At 46.4% G+C, this 24961-nt stretch carries 22 protein-coding genes; 6 read left to right on the top strand and 16 right to left on the bottom strand.

What is annotated here, in order from left to right; genetic code table 11:
• Window positions 1-94 precede the first annotated feature (94 nt).
• The 12 genes from G8759_RS03935 to G8759_RS03990 all read right to left on the bottom strand — a co-directional run bounded on the left by G8759_RS03935 (window position 95) and on the right by G8759_RS03990 (window position 11379).
• A complete protein-coding gene (locus G8759_RS03935; protein WP_167205420.1) occupies window positions 95-1471 on the bottom strand; it encodes a sodium:solute symporter family protein in 1377 nt (458 codons plus the stop codon).
• Window positions 1472-1571: 100 nt separating this feature from the next.
• Window positions 1572-1874 carry a hypothetical protein gene (locus tag G8759_RS03940; protein ID WP_167205422.1) on the bottom strand — a complete coding sequence of 101 codons (303 nt, stop codon included), beginning with the start codon at window positions 1872-1874 and terminating at the stop codon, window positions 1572-1574.
• Between the two features lie 57 nt (window positions 1875-1931).
• Complete coding sequence (locus G8759_RS03945; protein WP_167205424.1) at window positions 1932-2786, bottom strand: inositol oxygenase family protein; 855 nt, start codon at window positions 2784-2786, stop codon at window positions 1932-1934.
• 83 nt (window positions 2787-2869) lie between these two features.
• The gene (locus tag G8759_RS03950; RefSeq protein WP_167205426.1) at window positions 2870-3961 is read right to left on the bottom strand and encodes a serine hydrolase domain-containing protein; all 1092 of its coding nucleotides are present in this window, start codon (window positions 3959-3961) and stop codon (window positions 2870-2872) included.
• A 10-nt stretch (window positions 3962-3971) separates the two neighbouring features.
• The gene (locus G8759_RS03955; RefSeq protein WP_167205428.1) at window positions 3972-5603 is read right to left on the bottom strand and encodes a sodium/sugar symporter; all 1632 of its coding nucleotides are present in this window, start codon (window positions 5601-5603) and stop codon (window positions 3972-3974) included.
• A gap of 98 nt (window positions 5604-5701) precedes the next feature.
• Window positions 5702-7045 (bottom strand): acetyl-CoA carboxylase biotin carboxylase subunit, encoded by a 1344-nt coding sequence (gene accC / locus G8759_RS03960; RefSeq protein ID WP_167205431.1) that lies wholly within the window; start codon window positions 7043-7045, stop codon window positions 5702-5704.
• An 87-nt stretch (window positions 7046-7132) separates the two neighbouring features.
• The gene (gene accB / locus G8759_RS03965) at window positions 7133-7618 is read right to left on the bottom strand and encodes an acetyl-CoA carboxylase biotin carboxyl carrier protein (RefSeq protein ID WP_167205433.1); all 486 of its coding nucleotides are present in this window, start codon (window positions 7616-7618) and stop codon (window positions 7133-7135) included.
• Window positions 7619-7704: 86 nt separating this feature from the next.
• Window positions 7705-8268: an elongation factor P gene (gene efp / locus G8759_RS03970; RefSeq protein ID WP_162388961.1), complete on the bottom strand. Its 564-nt coding sequence runs from the start codon at window positions 8266-8268 to the stop codon at window positions 7705-7707.
• 99 nt (window positions 8269-8367) lie between these two features.
• A complete protein-coding gene (locus tag G8759_RS03975; protein ID WP_162388960.1) occupies window positions 8368-9351 on the bottom strand; it encodes a beta-ketoacyl-ACP synthase III in 984 nt (327 codons plus the stop codon).
• Window positions 9352-9447: 96 nt separating this feature from the next.
• Window positions 9448-10389 (bottom strand): phosphate acyltransferase PlsX, encoded by a 942-nt coding sequence (plsX, locus tag G8759_RS03980; RefSeq protein WP_167205435.1) that lies wholly within the window; start codon window positions 10387-10389, stop codon window positions 9448-9450.
• Between the two features lie 146 nt (window positions 10390-10535).
• A complete protein-coding gene (gene rpmF, locus G8759_RS03985; protein WP_162388958.1) occupies window positions 10536-10730 on the bottom strand; it encodes a 50S ribosomal protein L32 in 195 nt (64 codons plus the stop codon).
• A gap of 106 nt (window positions 10731-10836) precedes the next feature.
• The gene (locus G8759_RS03990; protein ID WP_167205437.1) at window positions 10837-11379 is read right to left on the bottom strand and encodes a YceD family protein; all 543 of its coding nucleotides are present in this window, start codon (window positions 11377-11379) and stop codon (window positions 10837-10839) included.
• Between the two features lie 237 nt (window positions 11380-11616).
• Between G8759_RS03990 and G8759_RS03995 the strand changes: the two genes are divergently transcribed.
• From G8759_RS03995 to G8759_RS04010, 4 genes are all read left to right on the top strand, one after another.
• On the top strand, window positions 11617-12510 hold the full coding sequence (locus tag G8759_RS03995; RefSeq protein WP_167205439.1) for a DMT family transporter: 894 nt from the start codon (window positions 11617-11619) through the stop codon (window positions 12508-12510).
• Window positions 12511-12603: 93 nt separating this feature from the next.
• Window positions 12604-12813, top strand: a complete 210-nt coding sequence (locus G8759_RS04000; RefSeq protein WP_167205441.1) for a hypothetical protein — start codon at window positions 12604-12606, stop codon at window positions 12811-12813.
• A 24-nt stretch (window positions 12814-12837) separates the two neighbouring features.
• Window positions 12838-13623 carry a cysteine hydrolase family protein gene (locus G8759_RS04005; protein ID WP_167205444.1) on the top strand — a complete coding sequence of 262 codons (786 nt, stop codon included), beginning with the start codon at window positions 12838-12840 and terminating at the stop codon, window positions 13621-13623.
• A gap of 22 nt (window positions 13624-13645) precedes the next feature.
• Window positions 13646-14275 carry an LON peptidase substrate-binding domain-containing protein gene (locus G8759_RS04010; protein WP_167205446.1) on the top strand — a complete coding sequence of 210 codons (630 nt, stop codon included), beginning with the start codon at window positions 13646-13648 and terminating at the stop codon, window positions 14273-14275.
• A gap of 53 nt (window positions 14276-14328) precedes the next feature.
• On the opposite strand, the gene G8759_RS04015 is transcribed toward G8759_RS04010, so the two are convergent.
• The 4 genes from G8759_RS04015 to G8759_RS04030 form a co-directional block, all read right to left on the bottom strand.
• Complete coding sequence (locus tag G8759_RS04015; protein WP_167205449.1) at window positions 14329-15009, bottom strand: NUDIX hydrolase; 681 nt, start codon at window positions 15007-15009, stop codon at window positions 14329-14331.
• Between the two features lie 241 nt (window positions 15010-15250).
• The gene (locus G8759_RS04020) at window positions 15251-16117 is read right to left on the bottom strand and encodes a phosphodiester glycosidase family protein (protein ID WP_167205451.1); all 867 of its coding nucleotides are present in this window, start codon (window positions 16115-16117) and stop codon (window positions 15251-15253) included.
• A gap of 103 nt (window positions 16118-16220) precedes the next feature.
• Window positions 16221-18428 carry a S9 family peptidase gene (locus G8759_RS04025; RefSeq protein WP_167205453.1) on the bottom strand — a complete coding sequence of 736 codons (2208 nt, stop codon included), beginning with the start codon at window positions 18426-18428 and terminating at the stop codon, window positions 16221-16223.
• 86 nt (window positions 18429-18514) lie between these two features.
• Window positions 18515-19036, bottom strand: a complete 522-nt coding sequence (locus tag G8759_RS04030; protein WP_167205455.1) for a DinB family protein — start codon at window positions 19034-19036, stop codon at window positions 18515-18517.
• Between the two features lie 961 nt (window positions 19037-19997).
• On the opposite strand from G8759_RS04030, the gene G8759_RS04035 reads away from it, so the two are divergent.
• Both G8759_RS04035 and G8759_RS04040 read left to right on the top strand, forming a co-directional pair.
• Window positions 19998-21404: a sulfatase-like hydrolase/transferase gene (locus G8759_RS04035; protein WP_167205458.1), complete on the top strand. Its 1407-nt coding sequence runs from the start codon at window positions 19998-20000 to the stop codon at window positions 21402-21404.
• A gap of 1125 nt (window positions 21405-22529) precedes the next feature.
• Window positions 22530-24824 (top strand): ATP-dependent helicase, encoded by a 2295-nt coding sequence (locus G8759_RS04040; protein WP_167205460.1) that lies wholly within the window; start codon window positions 22530-22532, stop codon window positions 24822-24824.
• Window positions 24825-24961: the final 137 nt, after the last annotated feature.

The following is a 24961-nucleotide window of genomic DNA, read 5'->3' on the forward strand; positions in this document are numbered from 1 at the left end:
CCTGATTGAATAGGTGCCCTTACCGTGTGATTATTTGACAGCTATTCGTCTGATTGAGTAGGCATTTGATTGTATACTGCTCAAATACATTAGATTACTGGCGTTTACCTGGGTTAAGCAGGCTGCCGGCAACCATGCCAATCGTACTGGCCAGCAGACCCCAGAGCATTGGCGAGTAATCAGTTTCTATCCATAAACAAAGTAACCAAACACTAAAACCAACCACCATTGAAGCCAAACAGCCAGTCAGGTTCGCGCGTTTCCAGTAGATTCCGGCTGCGAGCGGAACAAATAAGGATACCAGGCTAAATGCTGATGATTCGCCAACGAGATCAAAGATATTTGTGTCGCGTGTAGTACTCATCAGCACGCAGATAACCGTGATAATGACTACCGTCCATCGAATGATTTTAAGGAGCGCCTGATCGCTCAGATTAGGCCAGAAAAATTTAGCAACGTTTTCGCCAAATACGGTTGAAGGAGCCAGGATGGCCCCACTGGAAACACTCAGAATGGCGGATGTAACCGCCCCAAAAAACAGCACCTGCAAAGGTAAGCCTCCATGCCTCATGACCATGTTTGGAATAATAAGCTGGTTATCTTTAGGCAAATCGGGATGAAGAAGTTTAGCACTTAGTGCAATGAACAAGGGCAACATCGCTATTGTCAGATACATAGCCGATGCCAGATAAGAGGCTTTAACCGATGTATTCTCAGTTTTCGCGGCCATAACACGCTGGAAAACGTCTTGTTGAGGGATCGATCCTAACCCAATCGTTATCCAGGCCGCGATGTAAGCCAGCCAGTCTTTGCCGGTCGATTGGGGTAAAAAACGGAAAAAGCCAGCAGGTGTTCGTTTTTGGATTGTTTCCCATCCACCAATATCGTTCCAGAGCATAAAACCAAGCACGGCCAAGGCCAGAATAATGATGAGATTGTGGAAAAAGTCAGTGACGGAGATAGACCACATACCGCCCAGAAGCGTGTAAATCATGACGATGGTGGCGCTGGCAATGATGCAATACTCGCGGGGAACATCTGTTACAACACTTAGAACGATACCGATTGCCACAAGTTGAGCAGAAATCCAACTGAAATAGGATGGAATAACCATAACGGCCGATAGCAACTCCGCCGATCGCCCAAATCGGATTCGGAAGTAATCGCAGAAGGTGGTGATATTGAGCCGATAGAGTGGTCTGGCAAAAAAAGCGCCGACTAAAAACAGGCATAAGGCAGAGCCGAATGGTTCCTCAATGACAGCCAGAAAACCGCCCTCCACAAACATGGCTGGTGCACCCATGATGGTTTCAGAACCAAACCAGGTTGCAAAAGTTACCGAAGCCGCCAGCAACAAAGGCAACCGTCGGCCAGCCAGCACAAAATCCTGCGACGTTGTTACCCGCCGGGCGGCCCATGCTCCAACAGCTACATTGGAAAGTAGGTAAAGTGAAATGAGGAAGAGTAACATCAGTAACGATTAAAACATCAAGGCACAAAGTACACAAAGATTCTTTGTGTACTTTGTGCCTTGATGACTCCTGGCCACAGATTATGGTCTACTATTTATTTTAGGGCAATTTCTCGTGCAGGTACGCCAAAATGAGTTGTAGGGTTTGCTTCATGGTACCCATGTCCTGCTTAAGTTCAGTGACATCCTGCTTGAGTATAATTATTTCATTCTCTACTCTTTCAAGCCTTGCTTCAACGTTTTCAAGGCGAGTCTCTAGCTTGTCAAGCCGGGCGTTAACCTGTTTAAATCCTACAGTTTGATCATGACGAATAGTCCGAACGTCAACTGTAAGGTCGGCGATGGCACCGGCCGTTGTTTCATTCTGTCGTTCCACTTGCTCAATACGTTCTTCAAGATACATAGTCCAGTATTTATTTTCGGTGGGTACTATTTTCCTGAGCAAGCTTACTTATTTACCTTACAACCGCAATGTTGCTGGTAAATACTTGGCGATTAAGTCCTCATAATAAGGCTTCAATTCACTCACTACCGGTGGCTTGGGACTTTTTGAATATAAGTCATACGGGTTGAACTTCCGCACCCATTTGAACATCTCATGATCATGCTCATCCATCAGGTGATTGTAGGCTTCTTCGCGGTGTTGCGAATAGAACGAGTGATAACGCATCATATACAGAGCGGGCTCGGGCATATAATCCTTCATGATCTGGTACAGGTACTCATCATGCCCCCACGACATATGCACGTTGCGCAAACCACAATTGGGTTCATAAACACCATATTTCGTGTTGTACCGCTCGTCGCGGCTGTCTGGATTATTGACGAAGAACTCTGGGTAAACGATCTTATCTGAATGCTGGCACCCAACCGGAAACGTGTCACCAACAACGGCCCACTGTGATTCACCAAACAGACATAATACTTTGCCCATATCGTGCAGGAAACCCGTCAGTACAAACCAATCGGGGTGACCATCCGCGCGGATAGCCTCTGCGGTTTGCAGTAGGTGCTGAAGCTGGTCAAGGTCAGTGTCAGGATCAGAATCGTCGACAAGTGTGTTCAGAAACTCCATCGCTCCCCAAACTGGTAATTCCTTCTTATCAAATTTCAGGAACTCCCGTTCTTTCTCCAGTACGAAATCGTACGTTTGATAGGTATGGTTAAGCCGGTAAAACTCCCGAACCGTGTCGCGCTCGGGTGAGTCATAGTTCCGGTAGTCTTCTTTTGATTTATGCTCCGGTTCGGGGTAGCGACTCAGTAGATCGTCTTCCCACTGATCGAGGCTAGTAAGGGGGGCGGTTTCGCTAATCATGGCCAAATGAAAATTTTGACGGTAAATTTACAAATTTATTCCTGTTAACCAGTAAGATAGGTGCGGTGTTAGCGCACAAGTTATTATTGGGTCAGATCGTCTAAAGCCAGCATGTCAGCAACTTCCCTGGGGCTAGCGCTGGCCAACAGTTGAAGCAAAGCTGTCGCATTCGATTTATTATTGGCTCTATTCGAAAAATAAACGACCAAAAACTGTTTTTCGGGTATTGCAACCACAAAGTTGTTAAATCCACAGGTGCTGCCAGAATGAAACAGAATCGGATTGGCTGGCTGACGATAGAACCAGCCTGCACCATAATAACTACCCGTTGTTGACCGAATGGCCTGGCCGGTCCGAGCCAATACGGCAGGCAGATCAAGCAACGTATTATTCCTTAATGCATCGGCCCATTTTTGATAATCGTTTAGAGACGTATAGATGCCACCGTCGCCTTTAGTCGCACTGGTTACACTTTGGTCGGAGAATACAAATGTGCCAGTCTTGTTGCGTGCGTAACCCATTGCCCGGTCAGGAATCGGTTTCCCGGCCTCATACACAACGGATTGCTCCATCTTTAAAGGCTGGAAAATATGCTGCTCAATAAATGATGCATACGGCTGTCCTGATACGCGCTCAATGATCAGGGCCAGCAGGCAGTAGGCCGAATTGCTATATCGAAACTGACTGCCCGGTTCAAAATATAATGAATCACGATCTTTCAGTAGTGTAAGTACATCGGCATCCAGGAGTTGTTTCTTCTGGTTTGGATTCATCACCGTTTCATAATCCAGTATCCCCGACGAATGAGTGAGCAGATTCCGAATTCGAACCTTTCGGCTGACATTACCATTGAATTCGGAAAAAAATCGGGCTAATGGATCGTCCAGCGACAGCTTTTTGTCTTTCTCCAGCAACAGAATGCCCATAGCTGTAAACTGCTTCGAGACCGAGGCCATCCGAAAGTTCGTTGTCGGTGTTATAGCCGATTTCGTTTCGACATTGGCCAGACCATAACCGTTTCGATATACCTCTTTCCCTCCAATAACAACCAACAAAGCCGTACCCGGTTGAGCAGCCTGTGTAGTCGCTTGCATAAGGGAATCAAGCCGTTCGTGCAGTTGTGCGTAAACCGAAGTTGATGCCAGCAGCAAGGTTGTCATCAGAAGTTTTACCATTCGTTTTGGTTTACCAGAAAACGGCGTATAGTACAGCCAAAATACTGAAAATTCCGATAGAACCTACAACAAACGAGGGCGATACCCGGAACATCTTTCGATCGACAATCAATCCTTTAACCTGGATAGAATCTGTGAGTGATACGACAACCATCAGGGCTACGTCGATGCAAAATACCCAGGTTGTGCGGTGCAGAAAAGGAATTGGGTCGGCTGGTGCTCCGAACATCTCCGTCACTTCCGGCCAGAATTTAAGCAGTGTCGATAAGGGGATCGTGAGAATTGCTACGGTTAGCGCAGCTCGGTTTGTGGCCCGTTTCCAGAAGAAACCCAACAGGAAAATGGCAAATACACCCGGTGTAATGAAGTTTGTATATTCCTGGATGTACTGATACACCTGATCGAGCGACCGTAGCATAGGGGCCAGGGCAATGGCTATGATGAAGGCCACAATAACGGCCCATCGGCCAACATTTACGAGCTTCTGCTCGGAGGCATTTTTATCAAAAAATTTCTTGTAAATATCCAGCGTAAAAATGGTCGATATGGAGTTGCATTTGCCCGCCAGAGAGGCCACAACAGCAGCTGTCAGGGCAGCAAAGGCCAGCCCTTTCATACCTACCGGAAGTAAGTTCATCAAGACAGGGTAAGCATGGTCGGGTTTTACCACGCCCGATGCATCGGTCATAGCCGCCCGGAATGGGCCACTCTGGTAGAGCACATAGGCTGCGATACCAGGAATAACAACGATCAGCGGGATCATCAGTTTCAGAAACGCAGCGAACAAGATGCCACTCCGGGCGGTCTTCAGATCAGCGCCTAACGCTCGTTGAACAATATATTGATTGCAGCCCCAGTACGACAGGTTATTGATCCACATGCCACCGGTTACCAGTGCCATACCCGGTAAAACGTCATAATATGGATGACCTTTCGCAAAAAACATGTGAAAATGCCCGTCTGCTTTTTGGCGTAACGACATTAAGCCAGTCCAGACGCTCTGTGTTCCGGAGGTTTCCTGAGCTACCAATTGTAAGGCCAGATAGGTTACGACTAAGCCACCTATAATGAGCACAACGACCTGAATTACATCGGTATAACCAATTACTTTCATGCCGCCCAGCGTTATGAAAATGGCAAATATCGCCAGGCCAAAGGTGCAGGTCGTGAATGAAATTCCGGCCAATGATTCAATCGCAATGGCACCTAAATAGAGAATAGACGTAAGATTGACCAGAACATAAACCACAAGCCAGAATATAGCCAGAATAGTGCTGACGGTATCACTATACCGTTGCGCCAGAAACTGCGGCATGGTGTAAATGTGGTTCCGAAGATAGATCGGTATGAAATAGACAGCCACAATTACCAGCGTGGCTGCTGCAATCCATTCGTACGATGAAATCGCCAGTCCCATCGCAAAGCCTGAACCAGCCATTCCAATGAAGTGCTCTGCCGAAATATTAGAGGCTATCAACGAAGCGCCAATTGCCCACCACGTTAGCGAACCCTCAGCCAGAAAAAAATCGTTTGTGTTGACCTCGTCGCGCCGTCGGCGGTGATAAACCCAGTAGCCATAGCCAACAACAACGACTAAGTAAATGAAGAAAACAATGTAATCTGCAGTAGCAAGGTGATTCATGCGGGGGTAGGAATAGTAAAAAAAACGGGTGTCTTGTATACAAAGCAAGACACCCGTTTTTTTTACCAGATACGGCAGTTTTCGCCTGCGAATTAGTACTACAATGTACTGAAATCGAACGTTTCCAGAAACGCCGTAGTGAACTGACCCGATTTGAATTTTGGATCGTCCATGAGTTTAATATGGAATGGAATCGTGGTTTTGATGCCTTCGATCACAAATTCCTGCAATGCCCGCTTCATCCGCGTAATGACTTCCTCGCGTGATTGTCCTGATACGATCAGTTTCGCAATCATCGAGTCGTAGTTGGGGGGGATGGTGTAGCCCGTATACACATGACTGTCTACGCGAACGCCGTGACCACCCGGCATGTGCAGCACGGTAATTTTACCCGGTGATGGCCGAAAACCATTCGCTGGATCTTCAGCGTTGATCCGGCACTCCATCGCATAGAGTTTCGGAGTGTAGTTCCGCCCTGAAATTTCGACCCCGGCAGCCACCTTGATTTGCTCTTTAATCAAATCGAAGTCCGTTACTTCTTCCGTAATGGGGTGTTCAACCTGAATTCGGGTGTTCATTTCCATGAAATAGAACTTTCCATGCTTATCGACCAGAAACTCAACCGTTCCTGCGCCTTCATAACCAATTGCCTGTGCACCTTTGATGGCGGCTGCCCCCATTTGCTCCCGAAGTTCCTGCGAAACAATGGGCGATGGAGTTTCTTCTACCAGTTTCTGGTGACGGCGCTGAATCGAACAGTCACGTTCTGAGAGATGGCAGACTTTACCAAATTGGTCACCAACAATCTGAATTTCAATATGCCGCGGTTCTTCGACGAATTTTTCCAGATAAAGTCCGTCATTACCAAAAGCAGCTCCGGCTTCGGTACGGGCATCATTCCAGGCTTTTTCAAACTCGCTTTCCGAGCGAATAATCCGCATTCCTCGGCCTCCGCCACCAGCCGTTGCTTTCACAATGACGGGATAGCCCATTTCGGCCGAAAGGGTCTTGCCCTGTTCGATGGATTCCAACAGCCCCTCCGAACCCGGAATAACCGGAACACCAGCTGCTCTCATGGTCGCTTTGGCGGTTGCCTTATCGCCCATACCGTTGATTTGCTCGGCGGTGGCTCCAATAAACTTAATGCCGTAATCGGCGCAGATTTGCGAGAATTCAGCATTTTCGGACAGGAACCCGTAGCCGGGGTGGATGGCATCCGCTCCGGTCACTTCAGCCGCCGAAATAATGCTGGGGATACTCAGATAAGATTGTTTGCTAACCGGTGGGCCAATGCAAACAGCCTCATCGGCAAAGCGCACATGCAGGCTGTCGCGGTCGGCTGTCGAAAAAACAGCTACCGTTTTTATACCCATTTCGCGGCAGGTCCGAATGATTCGCAATGCGATCTCACCTCGGTTGGCGATTAATATTTTCTTGAACATAATGAGCGAATGAGTGAATGAGCGAATGAATGAATGTTTTGTTCGCGCCGATTTATTCGCTCATTCACTCATTCGCCCAATCACTAATTAAATAGGTTCTACCAAAAACAGGGGCTGATCGTATTCGACCGGGGTCGCATTCTCGACGAGAACTTTTACGATGCGGCCAGATACCTCCGACTCGATTTCGTTGAACAGCTTCATGGCTTCAATGATGCAGACTACTTTACCTTCAGTGACGCTATCACCGACTTCAACAAATGAAGGCGTTTCGGGATTAGATGAACGGTAGAACGTTCCGATCATCGGCGATTTAATGGTTATGTAGTTTGACGTTTCAGCTTTGGGCGCTGCTGCAACCGTTGGGGCAGCAACTGCCGATGGCGCTGTGGTCTGTGGTTGTGGTGCTACAGGTGCAAACGCAGCCGGTGAAGGAGCTGTAGCCGGGGCGGTGGGTACGCCCGAACCGTACCGTTTTACGCTGATTTTAAGATCAGTCGTTTCGATATTTACCTCATCTAGGCCAGATTGGGAGATGAAGTCGATGAGTTGCTGAATGTCTTTTGTGCTCATAGCTTTTGAATGATGAATTATGAATGATTAAGAACTGACAATTGCCATAGCGAATCGTTCACATTCATCATTCATAAGTCAAAAACTTATTTCACGCGTTCTACATAATCCCGTGTGCGGGTATCGACCTTAATTTTTTCGCCAGACTCTATAAAGAGCGGAACCATAATTTTAGCACCTGATTCTACCTCAACCCGCTTTTTGGGGCTGTTGGCTGTATCACCTTTAATGCCGGGTTCTGCATAGGTCACTTCCAGTTCGACAAACGGTGGCAGCTCACACGAAAGAGGGACTTCCGTTTCGGCATTGATCAGAATTTCAACTTCCTGGCCTTCTTTCATCAGATCGGCTCCATCAATGAGTTTTTCATCGATATTAATCTGATCAAACGACTCCTGATCCATAAAGTTATAGCCAGCTTCGTCCTTGTAAAGGTATTGGAATTTCCGGCGTTCAACCCGAACAGGATAGATCGTTACACCCGAGTTGAATGTATTATCGATTACCCGGCCCGTAGTCAGGCTTTTTAACTTTGTACGCACGAAAGCTGCGCCTTTACCGGGTTTCACGTGTTGAAATTCGGTAATTTGAAAGAGATCGTTGTTGAAGTTTAAGACTAGTCCATTGCGGATGTCTGCGGTCGTTGCCATTCTTACTAGTTTACAGTTTTCAATGTAGACGTTTACAATTTTTGGCCTTTAGTTCCAGTAAAATACTGTAAACTATTGCCAAAAAACAGTAAACTTATTTTAATACGCCCATTTCACGTAAGCAGCTCCCCATGTGAAGCCACCACCAAAAGCAGCTAATACCAGATTATCTCCTTTCTTTAGCTGTGATTCGTAATCAAATAAGCAAAGTGGTATAGTAGCAGCGGTGGTGTTGCCGTATTTATGGATATTCATCATGACCTTATCCGACTCTATTCCCATTCGGTGAGCGGTAGCGTCAATAATTCGTTTATTGGCCTGGTGTGGCACCAGCCAGGCAACGTCGCTGCCGGCCAGGTGATTTCGTTCCATGATTTCAGCCGACACATCGGCCATATTCTTGACGGCGAATTTAAACACAGCAGGGCCGTCCTGATAAACGTAATGCCAGCGTTTTTCGACGGTTTCGTGCGTGGGCGGATAGCGGCTTCCGCCGGCTTTCTGATACAAATGGTTTTGCCCGACTCCATCCGATTTGATGATCGAATCAATTACGCCAAAGCCGTCTTCGTTCGGTTCAAGCAAGACGGCACCGGCTCCATCGCCAAACAAAACACAGGTTGCCCGGTCGGTATAATCGATGATGGCCGACATCTTGTCTGCGCCAACAATAACTATTTTCCGGTATTTGCCCGTCTCGATAAACTGTGATCCGATGGTTAATGCGTACAGAAATCCTGAACAGGCGGCCTGAATATCGAAACTACCGATATTCCGAATTCCCACCATATCGCAGATCAGGTTCGCCGTGCCGGGAAATACGTAGTCGGGGGTGGTTGTTGCACAGATAAGCAGATCAATGTCTTCAGGTCTGGTATTTGTTTTCTCAAGTAGACCAGCTACTGCTTTGGCTCCCATATGCGATGAACCCATCCCTTCTCCTTTCAGAATATGGCGTTCTTTGATACCCGTTCGGCTGGTTATCCATTCATCGTTTGTATCTACCATGCGCTCCAATTCGGCATTGGTCAGCACGTAGTCGGGGACATAGCCGTGGACTCCTGTTATGGCAGCTTTACTCATAAGTAGGTGGTACAAAAAAGTTTATAATTTAAAGTTTATAATTGTCAGTTTAGTTTCTGGTGTATCAACTGAAAACTATAGACTGTAAACTTTAAACTAACTGAGGGCTTGTGCAATTTTAGTGTAAGCGTCTGATTCAACCTGTCGGATGGCCAGACTTATCATGTTTTTAATGGCCAACGGGGACGAGATCCCGTGAGCAATAATTACGTTGCCATTGACGCCCAGAATCGGACTGCCGCCCACTGACTCGTAATTGGTTTTGTCTAAAAAATCATCACTGATGCCCCGTTGGGTTGCCATTGTGTAGAACGACTCACCCAGCTTAAACATCGTATTGCCTGTAAAGCCATCCGTGACAATGACATCGGCCTGTCCGGCAAAGAAATCTCCGCCCTCGATGTTGCCTACGAAATTAATTTTACGGCTATCTTTCAGGAGTTGATGGGCTGCCTGAGCCACAAGTGATCCCTTTTGCTCTTCGGTACCGATGTTCATCAGAGCGACACGTGGGCGTTCAATACCAAACGTGTACTGGGCATAGATCGATCCAATTTCGCCAAACTGAGCCAGCATTTCAGGTTTACAGTCAGCATTGGCTCCAATATCGAGCATAACGGCATGACCGCCCGTAATTTGTGGGACAAAACCGGCGATACACGGTCGTAAAATGCCTTCAATTGCTTTAATGCTAAATAGTGCGCCTACGTGCATGGCCCCTGTGTTTCCGGCACTGCAAAAAGCGTTGACCTGACCATCTTTCAAAAGCTTAAACCCAACTCCGATGCTGGAATTGGGTTTCTGCGAGAGCGCTTTGGTTGGGTGCTCACTCATTTCAATGACGTCGTCGGCGTTGACCAATTCGATATTGGTAACGGCTTCCGCACCGTGTTTCTGGATTAATTCCTGCACAAGTGACTGCTTGCCTATCAGCACAATAGCTACGTTCTCCGGCAGTTCAGCAGCGGCCATTACAACTCCTTCTACAATAGCTTCGGGGGCAAAATCGCCACCCATTGCGTCCACTGCAATTTTCATTGACTCCGTTTGTTCAATACCTCCCAGATAAGCTGGTTTGCAATAAAAATATGCGTAAAAATAGGGAGGTAGCGGGCAATAAAAAAGTATTTCACGTTCATCTTCGGGAAGACGTCAGCGAAATACTCTTTATAAATGAATGATAATTAGGCTGTTTTAGCGTAATTCTCAATGATAATTTGCCCTTTGTAAAATAGATTGCCCTCAAAAACGTGAGCATGATGACGCTCATGAACTTCGCCAGTCTGGGCGTCGGTCGAGAGGGTTACGGCCGTAGCCTTGTAATGAGTTCTGCGCTTATCGCGCCGGGTGCTGGAGTGGCGTCGTTTGGGGTGTGCCATTTTTTTAAGTTGTAAAGTTGTATAGTTACAAAGTCGTAGAGTTGGCTGTGGTAGAGACTATAAATCGAAAAGCTCTACAACGTTTAAACGCTACAACTCAATTTATTTAGTTGTCACTCAGTTTACGCAAGGCCGCCCAGCGAGGGTCAATAGCAGGCTGGTCGTCTTCATTAGTCGTTTCAGCATCAGAGCGATAGATTACTTTACCGTTCTGCTCATCGTCAATTTCGTCATCCTCATCACGAAAACGGGGATGCAGGCGCTTCATGGGTAGCGACAGACTGATGAACTCAAAAATGTAACGGGCTATATTAATGGTCGCCGTGTTACGCTCAATCAGTTCAATTTCGTCGCTCAATTCTTCGTTATGGTCACCAAACTTCAGCAGCATCGTCTGCTGCGTGTCGACGGGTTCATCATATTCATCAAGGCTCCGATCGCAAATCTGTTCAACGGCGCCCGTAATATGAAAAGCCAGCCGAATCATTGTCTCCGACTTGTCCAGAATCAGGTGCGTCTGAACGTTCCCTTTTTGGATCAAATCCTGCTCAAGCGCGGCAAAAAACGCATCCCCCGACGTAAAGTCGTATTCGTAGCGTTTGTTATCCAGCCCGACAATGTTGATGTCGTATGCGCGTAGTGTATTCACCTCGTATCTCCTTCGCTCCGGCAGCCCGGTCCAAAAATAAGACCGCAAAGGTACGAAACGTTTGTTAATCAGGAAAGTGGTAGGCAGAAAAAAGGTTGTTTTGCTTTGAGAAATAATGTTTTATTATCGTTAGCTACCAGCAATCGTCAAACGAATAAAGTGACTCATAGGCCTTCCCGCATGGCTATTACGCATTTTTTTTGTATATTTTTCTGATGCATCTATGCCAAACAACCTATGCTATTAACAATTATTACCATTACCACCTTTGCCGTTTTGATCCGAATCGTAGCCAATCCGCTCTCGAATGTATTTCAGAAGCAGTTAACGCATCGATCCGCTGATCCACTCTTTGTTATCTCAGCAACTTACGGATTCCTGGCACTGACTTGTTTGCTATTCTGGCCACAGCTTCGCTTTACGGGTTTGCCAATGGCCTTCTGGCAAAGTATGCTGGTTGTAGGCCTGTTTGCGATGGTCGGAAATGTATTTCTGGTGAAAGCGCTTCATATCGGTGATCTGTCGGTGTTAGGACCCATTAATGCGTATAAATCAGTAGTAGGCCTTATTGCCGGCATTTTTTTGCTGAACGAAATTCCGGGCTGGTGGGGTCTGGCGGGCGTTCTGCTGATCGTTGCAGGGAGTTATGTGGTGCTGAGTAATAAGCAACAGCGCAAAGGCTTCTCCTGGCATCTATTTCAGCGACAGGAAGTGAAATTAAGGCTGGCAGCGCTGGTATTTTCGGCCATTGATGGGGCATTTCTGAAAAAAGCAATTGTCCTGTCGACGCCAGCTATCGCCTTTTTCTATTGGTGCCTGTTCGGCTTCGGTTTTACATTCATCTGGATCGTGCTCACTATGAGAAATCGCTGGCAGGAGCAGACAACGCTGCTGTTTTCGCAGAAAATTACGTACTTGGCCCTGTTCCTGACTGTGGGCATTACGCAGGTGGCCAGTAATGTGGCTCTGGCCGGTATGCCAGTGGGTTATGCTCTGGCATTATTCCAGACGTCGGCGCTGGTAAGTGTAGTATTCGGATACCAGTTTTTTAACGAACAGGGTATCGTTCGAAAGCTAATTGGAGCCGGTATTATGGTTGCTGGCGCTGTGCTGATTACCGTTCTGGGGTAAACATCTGCTCGCAAATCAGGTTATCGTATCTATGTTTATAGCCGTGGTGTCAAGCCATGAACTATAGGCAATTAACCAAAAAATGTTTGTCGTATGGCTAAGTACAAACTCGTAGAAAAGCACGCTGTTGAACACCACAATGAATATTATGAAGTAAAAATCACGCAGGATAGTGATCATCCGGAAAGCCTGTTTTTTACGACAAACGAAGAAAATCTGGAAGAGGTTGCTGCTAGCATCATAGCCGACCACAAGCCCGGCGTAAAACATTGGACCGTGATTCCGCACCGTAAAGACAGTTAAATTGACCGATAGAACTCAGGGTTTGTGACAAAGGCCTTCCTTATTATTGATACACAATTTGATTTCTGCCATCCCGATGGGGCCTTGTTTGTGCCAGGGGCTGAGCAGGACGTTGAGCGTATGGCGAACCTCATTCGCCAACATGCCGATCAGATCGATCATATTGTTGTGACGCTCGATATGCATCATCTGCTCGATATTGCTCACCCACTGTTCTGGCAGGATGAAAATGGGCAACATCCCGCCCCTTTTACTCACATTTCAGCCGAGGACGTAGACGCAGGACGTTGGGTGCCTCGTTTTTCGGTCGAAAAGGCTCGTCAGTATGTTCATGATCTGGAGGCCGATGGCCAGTTTCAGCACTTTATATGGCCTGAACATTGCCTGATCGGCTCGCGTGGTGCCGCCCTGCACGATACATTGCTCGATGCCCTAAAAGTATGGTCGCGGAAGCGAGAACTCGATTATGTGGCCGTTCCGAAAGGACTGCATCCATTGTCAGAGCATTTTGGAATCTTTCGGGCGCAGGTGCCTGACCCGAACGTACCTGAAACGCAGCTTAACACGAAGCTAATCGCTGATCTTGAGCGTTTTGATATGGTCTATCTGATGGGGGAAGCTAAATCGCATTGCGTAGCCAACAGTTTGAAACAGATTCTGGACTTTGCTCCGAGTCTTATCGCTAAAACTGTCGTTGTAACGGATTGCATGTCGGATGTGACCAACCTGGGCTATCTTGCTGACTCGATTTATGCGGAAGCTCATTCACGAAACGTGCGTTTTGTGACGGCTGACGCGATTTTTGGCTGAAAACCCGTACCTTTTCGGCGCTATGGAAAAGAGGTTACCGCTGTTCCCGCTTAATCTAATCGTTTATCCGGGCGAAGATTTGAACCTTCACATCTTCGAGCCGCGCTACCGCCAACTCATTAATGAATGTCTGGAAGAAGAGCGGACATTCGGGATTCCGGCCTTTATCAACAACAAATTGCCAGGCTACGGAACCGAAATGCACGTAACAACCCTTCACAAGCGCTACGACGATGGCCGGATGGACATTAAATCGAAAGGGGTAACTGTTTTTCGGTTAGTCAATTTTGAAAATCCAGTAGCCGGAAAACTCTACGCTGGCGGTGATGTCGAACTGGTTGAACCCGGTGATGGCTTTAGTGCTCATGTCATTCCGCTGACAGAACGGCTGGAACGGCTTTACAATTTATTGCAGATTGAAACGGATTACGATTCTGCCAGCGCCAATTTCTCGTATAAAGTCGCTCACAAAGTTGGCCTGTCCGTTGAGCAGGAATATGAACTCCTGACGCTTGAAACCGAGGCCGAGCGTCAGCTTTTTCTGATCCAGCATCTCAATAATGTGTTGCCTGTCGTTGCCGATATGGAGCGCACCAAGCAACGCATTCGCATGAATGGCCATTTCAGGAACCTCGATCCACTCAATTTTTGACGTTGATTGCCGTTCACCGTGGTGTCGGGTTTGAGAACCCGACACCACGGTGATTATAGCAATTTCATCGTTTCATAATCGCCAACGTGTTGCAGGTAGAGGAAATGAATCAGCAGACCGTTGACATTATTCACTACTTTGTGCGCTTCGGGTAATGTTGTTACTACGGTTGTAATGCGCTCAAATTCAGATTGATTGCCCATATCTTTATGGTGGAAGGCCATGATTTCGTCGCGTGGCAGTTCGCGTTCGATAAAGAAAAAATGCATGGCTTCATCACTGGTACCCGTACTCGGGAACCACAGCCGTGGGTTTAGCTTCGTAAGATCAGCGGCTGTAACGGCCAAACCAATTTCTTCTCCTAATTCGCGGGCGGCTACTTCATCTGGAGCATCACCGGCATCGACCATCCCGGCGGGGTGTTCGTAAGTGTGGGAGCCATCCGAAATGCGACGCTGTCGTACCAATACCACAAATTTCTCTTTCGTCTCTTTATCAATCAGCGAAACCAGGATTGAGGCCGCATGGCCTTTCAGAAACAGGGCGGGCGGAATTTTATCGCCTTCGGGGGTGTCGGCATCTACTTCAAGCATGGCAAACAGCACTTCGCCATTATGCCGACGCCGGATATAAAAATCATTAATAGCGTTAATCTTGATGCCATTGCTTTCCATCTGACTTTTCCAGAACCGGAATTTTGGCGCATCCTGAAGGGCTTCTTGATGTTTACTCATGTTGGTTTATCGAATCGGAAGTACGTTGCTCAACCTTGCAGCCTTAGCTGTTGCTGTAATGGTGACAACACACAAAGCTAAAGGGAATCGGTGTGGATCGACTAGTACTTGTTAGGCAGTGGCGGAAAATAAATGGATAGCATCTTGTTCACTGTCAATGCTCAGAGCGTGGCCGCAAAATCAGGAAGCATAACAACCAATTACTCAGGAAAATCGGTTCCTGCCAAATGGTGAAGGTTTCTTATCGAATCAGTACGACGTTGCTAACAGGCCGCTCGCCGGTATGAATCCATTGTTTACTGTCAGACGGGTAATTGACCACGCCCTGGCTACCCTGACCGACCGAACGAATCCAGAGCGTTGTTGAACCGCCCCCGTCGAGGTTAATGGCATCGCGGCAACCGAGCCAGCGCATTAAGTCGGTCAGTTCGTGAAGATTCATTCCCTGGGCATTGGCATTACGGCCATCAACCGTGGCCAGAATAAGTTGTTTGCCCGGACCTAAACACAGGCAGGTACGCGGGTGACGGTTATCGTTGAACGCATTTTTAATCAGCGGGTGTGGTTTGCTATTTTGGAGCAGGAGTGGGCCGGTTGTCATTATATGCTCTTCGGATAGCTGACGATCCCAACCGGGCCGATTCCCGCCAAATACAATCTGAACCTTGTTGCGGTGAATTACAATAGCGGCCTGTTGGTGCTCGACCAGTGGTTTGCCCGACACGCGGGTTGTATCCATAACCTGCCCATCAATCTTGATCAGATCCACCGAACCCCCATTTTTCGTGTCGAAGAATGTACCGTTGAGGGCCACCAGTGCATTGAATTTCTGCCCAAACCAGCTGGTTGGTTTTAGGCTATCGCCCGCAGAAGCCAGGGCTACCGTTGGCCGTCGGCGCCGGTTTTTGAGGACGATCAGATTTATATTTTGTTGGGCTTTAAACAAGCTGTCGAAGTGGGCTTCCTGCCAAACGATATGTCGATTAAGGCGGGTACTTCGCCAGTTTGCATGTTTGACCTGTAACGAATCGGTTTTGGATTGAGCATACAGCGAAGCGGTACTTACTAAACCGATACTGCAAAGCAAGGCAACCCGGACTTGACACATGATCTGGTATGACACAAAAGAAGCCGAAATAGTCATTGAAATCACAGCGCTTTTATGCTGCAATCGCGAATATCTCGGCTTCCTGTGGGTTTGCCAAATTAAATTATTTCTGTGTCAGTCCCTGTGCATCGGGGCCAACGTACCGCTCGAAGAACTCATAAATTCTTAACATTCGGTCAATACGCTGACGAACATTACCCGACCGACTCAGTTCATGGGTGGCACCCGGCATTCGGACGTATTCGACCGGGCGGCCCAGAATTTTTAGACTCTTGTACATCATTTCACTCTGAATTGGCCCCGTGCGAAGGTCATTTTCACCGTGTTTGATCAGGAGGGGCGTTTTGATATTCTGTACGAAGGTGTACGGCGAATTGGCATCCAGTACTTTGGCATCGGGGGTCCAGGGAAAGGCAAAATAATTCGGGATCAGGCGCCAGGCATTTCCTTCGCCAAGGAATGTGGTAAGGTCATAAACACCCCGCTGGGCAAACGCTGCCTTGAACCGGTTGTCGTGCCCAACGATCCAGGCTGTCAGGTAACCCGCATACGACCCACCCGTAATAACCTGCCGGCTCGTATCGACCCAGGCTTCTTTAGCGGCATCGGTGGCAGCTGCCAGCACATCTTCGGCAGGGCCAGTGCCCCAATCTTTAATATTAGCCCGCTGGAAATTCAGGCCGTAACCACCTGATCCGCGCGGGTTTGCATAGACGACACCATAGCCCTGCGAACACATGTACTGAAATTCATGCCACATCGAAGCCTCACCGGGTCCCCACATGGCTGTTGGCCCACCGTGCATGTTTAGCAGAAGCGGATATTTTTTGCCAGTCTCAGCAAATGCAGGCTTCATGATCCAATAATCGACCGTTTGGCCAAGCGAGTTTTTATAGGTACGCTTTTCGGGCAAGCTAAGCTGCCTCTGAACAACCCAGTCATTATGATTGCTCAGTTTGGTTTGTGCCTTGGCTTCTGCGTTGGTAAGGTATAATTCCGATGGGTTTACGACTTCGGTTTTTGCAAAAACAACCTGATCACCGACCACGTCGAAAGCCGTTACGCCACTGTCAAACGTTGTCAGCTGGGTAACCTGTCGCGTCGCCGGATCAAGCCGATAGAGAGGAGCGCCACCGTTTGCCGATGCCGTGAAATAGATGGCATAGCCGGGTGCCGCTTTTTTGCCTTTGCCCGAAACAGGCAGTGTTGTCCAGGTCAGGTTTCCAGCAGCCCGGTCGAAGGTAACAAGCTGACTGTTCGATACCATTGCCCCTGACAGGGATGCCAGGCCAATTTGTGCGAAATTGACCCCTTCCGACGGACTGACCAGAAAGGCTAATTGCTTGCCATCAGGTGAGATTTCGGGAGAACCGTAGCTTTTACCTGCTTCGGCCAGAACGATCGTTCGGGTGCCAGCGCCATTGGCAGGAATAAACACGATCGCATTATCCTGCTCGCGGTCGGGATGTTTTAGCGAATCGCGATCAGTTACAGCCAATAAACCCTGGCCGTTGGGCAACCAGCTACCTGCCTGAAACGAATAGAAACCTCGCGTCAGGGGTTTGGGTATTGCTCCTTCGGCTACATCGATCACGTATAGATGGGTGAACGAGATCTCCGGCTCGGTGGTCGATTCGCCCTGAAAATTAAGTCGGGTGATAACTTTTGCTTTTTTATCGTCAACGTCTTTGTTCAGGTATGCCCGGATTTCGGCCAGCGATCCATCAGGGTTCGCTTTAATCTTTTTGTCTATTTTGATGAAGTTGTTATTGGCAAAGCCTGGTTTTTCGAGCGACCAGGCTGGGCCGTTTTTGCCTGGATTCAATAACGAATCGGCCAGCATCTGCGTTGTCGTTACGCCACTTGAAAATGCAATCCGCTTGCCATCAGGCGACCAGATTGGATTCGATGCTCCATACGTACTATTGGTTAGCTGCCAGGCTTCACCGCCGTTCAGTGACATGATGAAAATCTGACCTTTCCCCTTCACGGTGCGTACAAAGGCAATGCGCTGACCATCGGGCGACCAGGTAGGCTGGCGTGCCGATTCACTTCCCCGAGTCAGTGCTTTGGGATCTCCGGCTTTTAGCCCAGTCTGGTAAATATGCGTTTTATACTCATACTCTTCCTTCTGATCGGTGTTTGGCTCAATGGTTGTCAGTGTATAAATAGCTTGTTGGCCATCTGGGGACAATTCGATGCCACCCACCTGTTTAATTCGCGTCAGGTCAGTAACAATGACTTTAGATTTGGTCTGAGCATGCACAACCTGTGCCGTCAGAAAAAGAAAGAGGAAAGTTTGTTTTAGCATAGCTGATTCAGGTATAATTGGCGAAAATACAAAAAAGGGGGTATAGAATGCTCATCTATACCCCCTTTCTGCGAATAGCCTGCTGGTTAATCAAGTAGGGGCAGATAGCGCTCCCGGATAATGGTAGCGTGGTGAAGGGCGTGGCCTACCACAACGTAACCCAGTGCCAGGGCAGAAATAGTTTGATTGAAGCAGGTGCCATCACGCATTAGCATCTCCTCATCAAAGCTTTTGAACAGACAGATACTTGCCTTTCTGAGAATAGCGTACTCGTCGTATAGATCAATAAGTGACCGTCGGGTAGCATTAGCGTTTTGCCCGAACAACTCCTCGTCATATCCTGGTAAGGCTGTCTTGTCGTTACGGGCAAAGCGCATAGCCCGGTAGGTCATAATTCGCTCATTGTCAATAACATGCTGCAGGATATCTTTAACGGTCCATTTCCCTGGTGCATAACGAAGGTCGCCCAGGGCTTCCAGGGTTTCAATCGGAATCAGGCTGGCAAAAGTAGCGGTTTGAGTCAGAGCCTCGATGATGTCGATATTCTCGGCCAGATTAATGTATCGGTCGAAAAACTTTGGCATCACCTGAATGTCGGATTTGGTCATGGTGGTGATCGATTAACTTCCTGAACGTTCTAAAACTTTCGACAAGTTAGCAATTTTTGAAGGTGGGTTAGCTTTTAGCAATCAGCGGTACTATGACAATAAACTGACCATCTGTTTCCTGAATGGATGTAGCCGGTTGGCAGGAATGGCAGCTAAGCTGATTAGTAGTAGGCGTTACTTACGTTTGAGATTTTTGCCCTATAGTGAAAAATAATGACTTGGTTAAGCTGCCAGATTGTTACAATCCATGTAAAAATAAAGATTGTAAAGCCAATTTTGACTCCTCCAGTAGCCCTAAGTTTATCAATATGTATTTTGGCGTTAATCAGATATTGAACTTAATAGCTGAACAGTCAAGTGAGTTATTTTAAGATAACCACATTTGTTCCTCTTGCTTTATAAGTAAGAACTCATCATTTTTAAGAAGTTGATAGCCATACTCATAGCAAAATATAAATAGCTCTCCATTTTTTGCGCTGAAGTTGAAAGTATGGTAATTAAAATTGAATCCAGCCGTTTCAAGTTTTTGTCTACTTACTCTAAATTATCCATTAATTTGAGAGTTTATATAGGCTAATTTGGAGCGATTGTTTTTCAAAATATTATTAATCTTTTTAAGCACAACATTATTCGTACACTTTACACGATTGTTGAAGCTCTTTCGGCAACTATCATTACGAAATTTTTTGTCCGACCTGCCCTTCGCCAAATGGCCACAATTTAAACATAAACGCTCCAAAATTGATAGTTTTAATGCGTTGTTATGAGTTATATAACTAAAAATAATAAATAAATTTTCGGCTCCTGGAATTTGCACGAACTTAAATATTATACGTGTATAAGCGCTTATTACTGGTTAGTTATTTTTGAGTTCTTAACTTTATATCTCATTGTTAAACACGGCGCTCTAGTTAATTGCTCCGGTAGTTGACAAGTCGGGAAATAGTAAATTCAAAAAAACATGAAAACCGTAACACTTTACGCATTACTGCTTTTTTATTCACCGTTATTATGGGCACAGAAGACCGTTTCGATAAAATCCGAAAGTGGGCATACAACATCAAATGACCATAAAGCAAAACTTAATATTTTGCATATTCATGCTGACGATTTTAAAGCTGATGCCATCCATTTATTGGGTAATAAAGATGTACATACGCCTAATTTAGATAAGCTAGTAGAAAAAGGATTTCATTTTTCTAGAGCATATACCATGGGCTCAATGATTGGCGCTGTTTGTCTTCCGAGCAGAACCATGTTATTGACAGGTCGTTCCTGGTTAAGGATACCTGGACAAAAAGCCGCTGCGGGAAATGCCAGTGACTCCAACACTTTTCTACCGAAGGTTATGGAGCATGCGGGCTATCAAACCTGGCATTACGGTAAAGGAGGGAATGAATTTATAGAAGGTGTAAAAGCCTTTCAAACAAACATAATTGATGACGCAAGGGGGCAGCAAAGGGTTGAGAGCAGTAAAAATTTAGCCGATAAAACCATTGAATTTCTTAAAACACGTTCGAATAACCAAGAAAGCAGTCCATTTTATATCTATTTGGCTCCACCAGTTCCTCATGATCCAAGAATTGCTGAAGCCAAGTTCCACGAAATGTATCAGGCAGATACCATTAAACTTTCCCCTTCATTTAAGCCATTACATCCTTTCAATAATGGTGATATGAAAGTTAGAGATGAAACACTTGCCCCTTGGCCAAGAACAGAACAGGACACCAAAAAACAATTGGCTGACTATTATGCGTGTATTACGGGGCTTGATTACCATATAGGCCGAATCTTTGATGCGCTAAAGGAATCGAATCAGTGGGAGAATACTATTATCATCTTTAGTGGGGATAATGGTCTATCGATGGGTGATCATGGTTTATTTGGAAAGCAGAATTTGTATGAATTTGGAGGAATGCACGTTCCGCTACTATTTTTTGGCCCTGGAATTCCAAAAGGCAGATCAGATGCATTGGTTTATCTAATGGATGTCTTTCCTACGATAGCCGGAGTTGGTAATGCTCCGTTACCGGATAAAGTGGAAGGTAAGTCGCTGATGCCAATCATCACTGGAAAGGGCCAGAAAGTTCGAGAGTTGATGTATACCGGATATAAAAACTGTATGAGATCCATCCGAAATGAAAATTGGAAATTAATCCGATACCCTTTAATCAACCATACCCAATTATTTAATATAAAAGAGGATCCTTATGAATTAAATGACCTATCTGACCAGTCGCGCAAAAAAGGCTTAATTGACAAGATGATGAAATTATTAACGCAGGAAATGGCCGCATATGCTGATGATGCACCATTAGTAGTGGACAAACCCCTAAAAAAAGATTGGAATTCGACTACTGATAAGTAATGAATTTGACTATTTGATAGCCACCATGAAAGGACTGTTTGGTTTTATTCATATTTCTTTTCGCTTACTGGATTTTGGAGCTAAGTAAATTAGAAAGAGTACAAAATTCAGTATCGAGAAGAGATTGCAAACTGGGAGCTATGAAGCTAAAGACGACACTAAATGCTTCACAACAAATAGTGCCGTAAGTGAGATTGTACTTTAAGAAATTGAAGTGTCGATATACTTCAAACCAATCCATCCCAATTGATAATTAAATGAATTTATCGATTGGGATGGCTTTTTTATCTTTTTTTATAACCTGGTAGCTATAGTTTCATATACGTATATACTGGATTAAATTATTCCCCATCGCCTGCATTAAAGTCTTTTCCTAAGGTATATTTTTAGTAAAAAATTGTTAATCTCTAGAGATAAATCTAATTTAATAATGCCGAAATTAAGGCTTCCTTTCCCGGCTTTTAGCTCTACTAAGTGCTATTTAGTTGAGGAAACAATATTCGCGTTATTAAGGGGGATGGAAAAGGTATAATTATGCCGTGCGAAAAGATAAAATCTCTTATCACACTGAAACGCTAAACTATTTACAGGTTTGCCTATAGGTTAGTTGCCTGAAAAATTGGACTTGCCATTGATGAAATTCTCAAATTTAAAGAGCAGTGGTCTTACCAAGACAAGCTCTGTGAGAGGTTGTTGGAGAAAACCGTTACTGACGATGGTCAGTATCATCAGCAACGGTGATACCGGCAATGCGGAGCCAGCCGCCATTCAGGGTATACATGCGGAAAGGCCTTTAAGCGTCAGGTTCAGAAATACGGTCGCGTAGATACGATCAGCGTATGTATGCCGTAGCTTCTAGAGGCCGAAAGAACAGATTAAAGCTGACGCATTGGCCGTTTGGGGCTATTTTTCTTCGGTGAATTCAGGGGGTGGAAATTACGGGAAACGTATCGAAACCTGTTTACAAGCCGCTGATAGACTTGTTTGGATCGTGTACGTTTCAATCCGGCCGTAACCAAATTTTTTCGTAGTTTTGGTTGTTATATAAAGACGCCGGATGCTGGACATCATACACTGGACTTTCGTCAAATCCAGCATCCAGCGCCTGATGTCCAACGTCTTTGTATGGTTGATTACATTTCTGGATTGAATGACCCCCAGCGGGAAGCCGTGATGCACGGAGATGGACCGCTGATGATTATAGCTGGTGCCGGTTCGGGTAAAACACGCGTTCTGACGTATCGTATTGCCCATCTGATCGAAAATGGTGTAGATCCTTTCCGGATCCTGTCACTGACGTTTACCAATAAAGCCGCCGGTGAGATGCGTCATCGGATCGAAAAGGTTGTTGGCACAGAAGCACGTAACATCTGGATGGGTACATTCCACTCCGTATTTGCCAAAATTCTGCGTATCGAAGCAAAAGCCATCGGCTATACCAGCAATTTTTCCATCTATGACACCGACGACTCTAAGTCGCTGTTGCGTAGTATTATTAAGGAAATGGCGCTCGATGACAAGGTTTACCGTGTCAATAGCGTTTTTGGGCGGATTTCGGGCGCTAAAAACCGGCTCATTGGCCCCGACGATTACATTAACAATGCCGTGATTCAGGCAGACGATGAGGGGGCCCGGATGCCTCACATTGGTCGCATTTACAAACAGTATGCAATTCGTTGCTTTGCGGCCAACGCCATGGATTTCGACGATCTGCTGTTCAATACCAATGTGCTCTTCCGTGACCATTTAGACATTCTGAACAAATACCAGCATAAGTTTCAGCATGTGATGGTCGATGAGTTTCAGGATACCAACGTTTCGCAATACCTGATCACACGCAAACTGGCGGCTGTTCATCAGAATATCTGTATCGTCGGTGACGATGCCCAGAGTATTTATGCGTTCCGGGGGGCTAACATCGAAAATATCCTCAACTTTCAGCGCGATTACGGTAAGGAAAACGTCAAAATTGTCAAGCTCGAGCAGAACTATCGTTCCACCAAAACCATTGTGCAGGCGGCAAACTCCATCATTTCCCGCAATAAGAACCAACTTGAGAAGCACGTTTTCACCGATAATGAAGAGGGTTCACTGATCGAGATTATCAAAGCATCGTCGGACAATGAAGAAGGGCGACTGGTGGCTTCGTCAATTTTTGAGGCCAAGATGAACGGATCACTCACAAACAACGATTTTGCGATTCTTTATCGGACTAATGCGCAGTCGCGGGCGTTTGAAGAAGCACTTCGGAAGGTAAGTATCAAGTACCGCATTATTGGTGGGCTTTCGTTCTATCAGCGCAAGGAAATCAAGGATCTGATTGGCTACCTTCGGTTTACGGTCAATCAGCAGGACGAAGAAGCCTTCAAGCGAATCATTAACCTGCCCAAGCGCGGTATCGGCGATACTACCGTTGCCAAAATCAGTGTCATAGCCGCCGAAAAAGAGGATTCGATTTGGGAAATTGTTGCCGACATTGGTAAGCACATTGCTGGACGGTCGACTTTCGCTATCGAAAGCTTTGCTACCCTGATTAAGAGCTTTAAACTACTTCTCGACCAGAAAGATGCGTTTGAAGTTGCTTCGCACATTGCCAAAACTTCGGGTTTGCTGAAGGAATTATACGATGATAAGACCGTTGAGGGTCTGGCTCGTTACGAAAACGTTCAGGAATTACTGAACGCCATTAAGGAATTTGTCGATAATCCAGATAACGAAGACAAAAGCCTCAGCGCATTTCTGCAATCGGTCTCGCTATTGACAACTGCCGACGAAAAAGAAGACGATGGCGACAATGACAAGGTAACCCTGATGACCATTCACGCGGCTAAAGGGCTCGAATTCAAAAATGTTCACATAGTTGGTCTGGAAGAGGATCTGTTCCCAAGTCAGATGATGCTCGAAAGTCGCAATGATCTGGAGGAAGAACGGCGTCTGTTTTATGTGGCCGTTACTCGTGCCGAAAAAAGACTGACCATGTCTTATGCCGAAACCCGCTATCATTACGGTCGGCTGAAGATGTGCGAACCGAGCCGGTTTCTGCTGGAAATGGACCAACAGTATCTGAAAGTGTCAAAGCAACGTTCAGCCCCCAGTCGGCTGGACTTCGATCGTCCGGAGCGGGATAAGAGCGAAAGCACATCGACTGGTTCGATGAGTTTTGTGCGGTCGCTGGCGCAGAAAACCGCTCGGTCTCAAACTCCTCAATCGGCTGCCTCGCACACGCCTTCGCCCGATTTTGCGCCTACCAGCACGGCCGATCTTGCGGCTGGGCAACGTGTTGAGCACGCTAAATTTGGGTTTGGAATGGTGAAAAATGTAGATGTTAATGGTACCGAACGTAAAGCGACCATCCAGTTTGAGACCGCCGGAGAGAAAGTGCTGTTGCTGAGTTTTGCGAAGCTGCGGGTGGTGGGTTAGACTAAAAGACACCTCAATTTGTATTATGGAATTAGTGGCTGTCAATTTAACCTATAATAGATACGGTCAGCGATTCAGTGTATACAAAACTCGTCTCATTCGTCGTTTTCACTACAGATTATCCCACTATCCTTTGC

The organism is Spirosoma aureum, assembly GCF_011604685.1.
GTDB classification, from domain to species: domain Bacteria; phylum Bacteroidota; class Bacteroidia; order Cytophagales; family Spirosomataceae; genus Spirosoma; species Spirosoma aureum.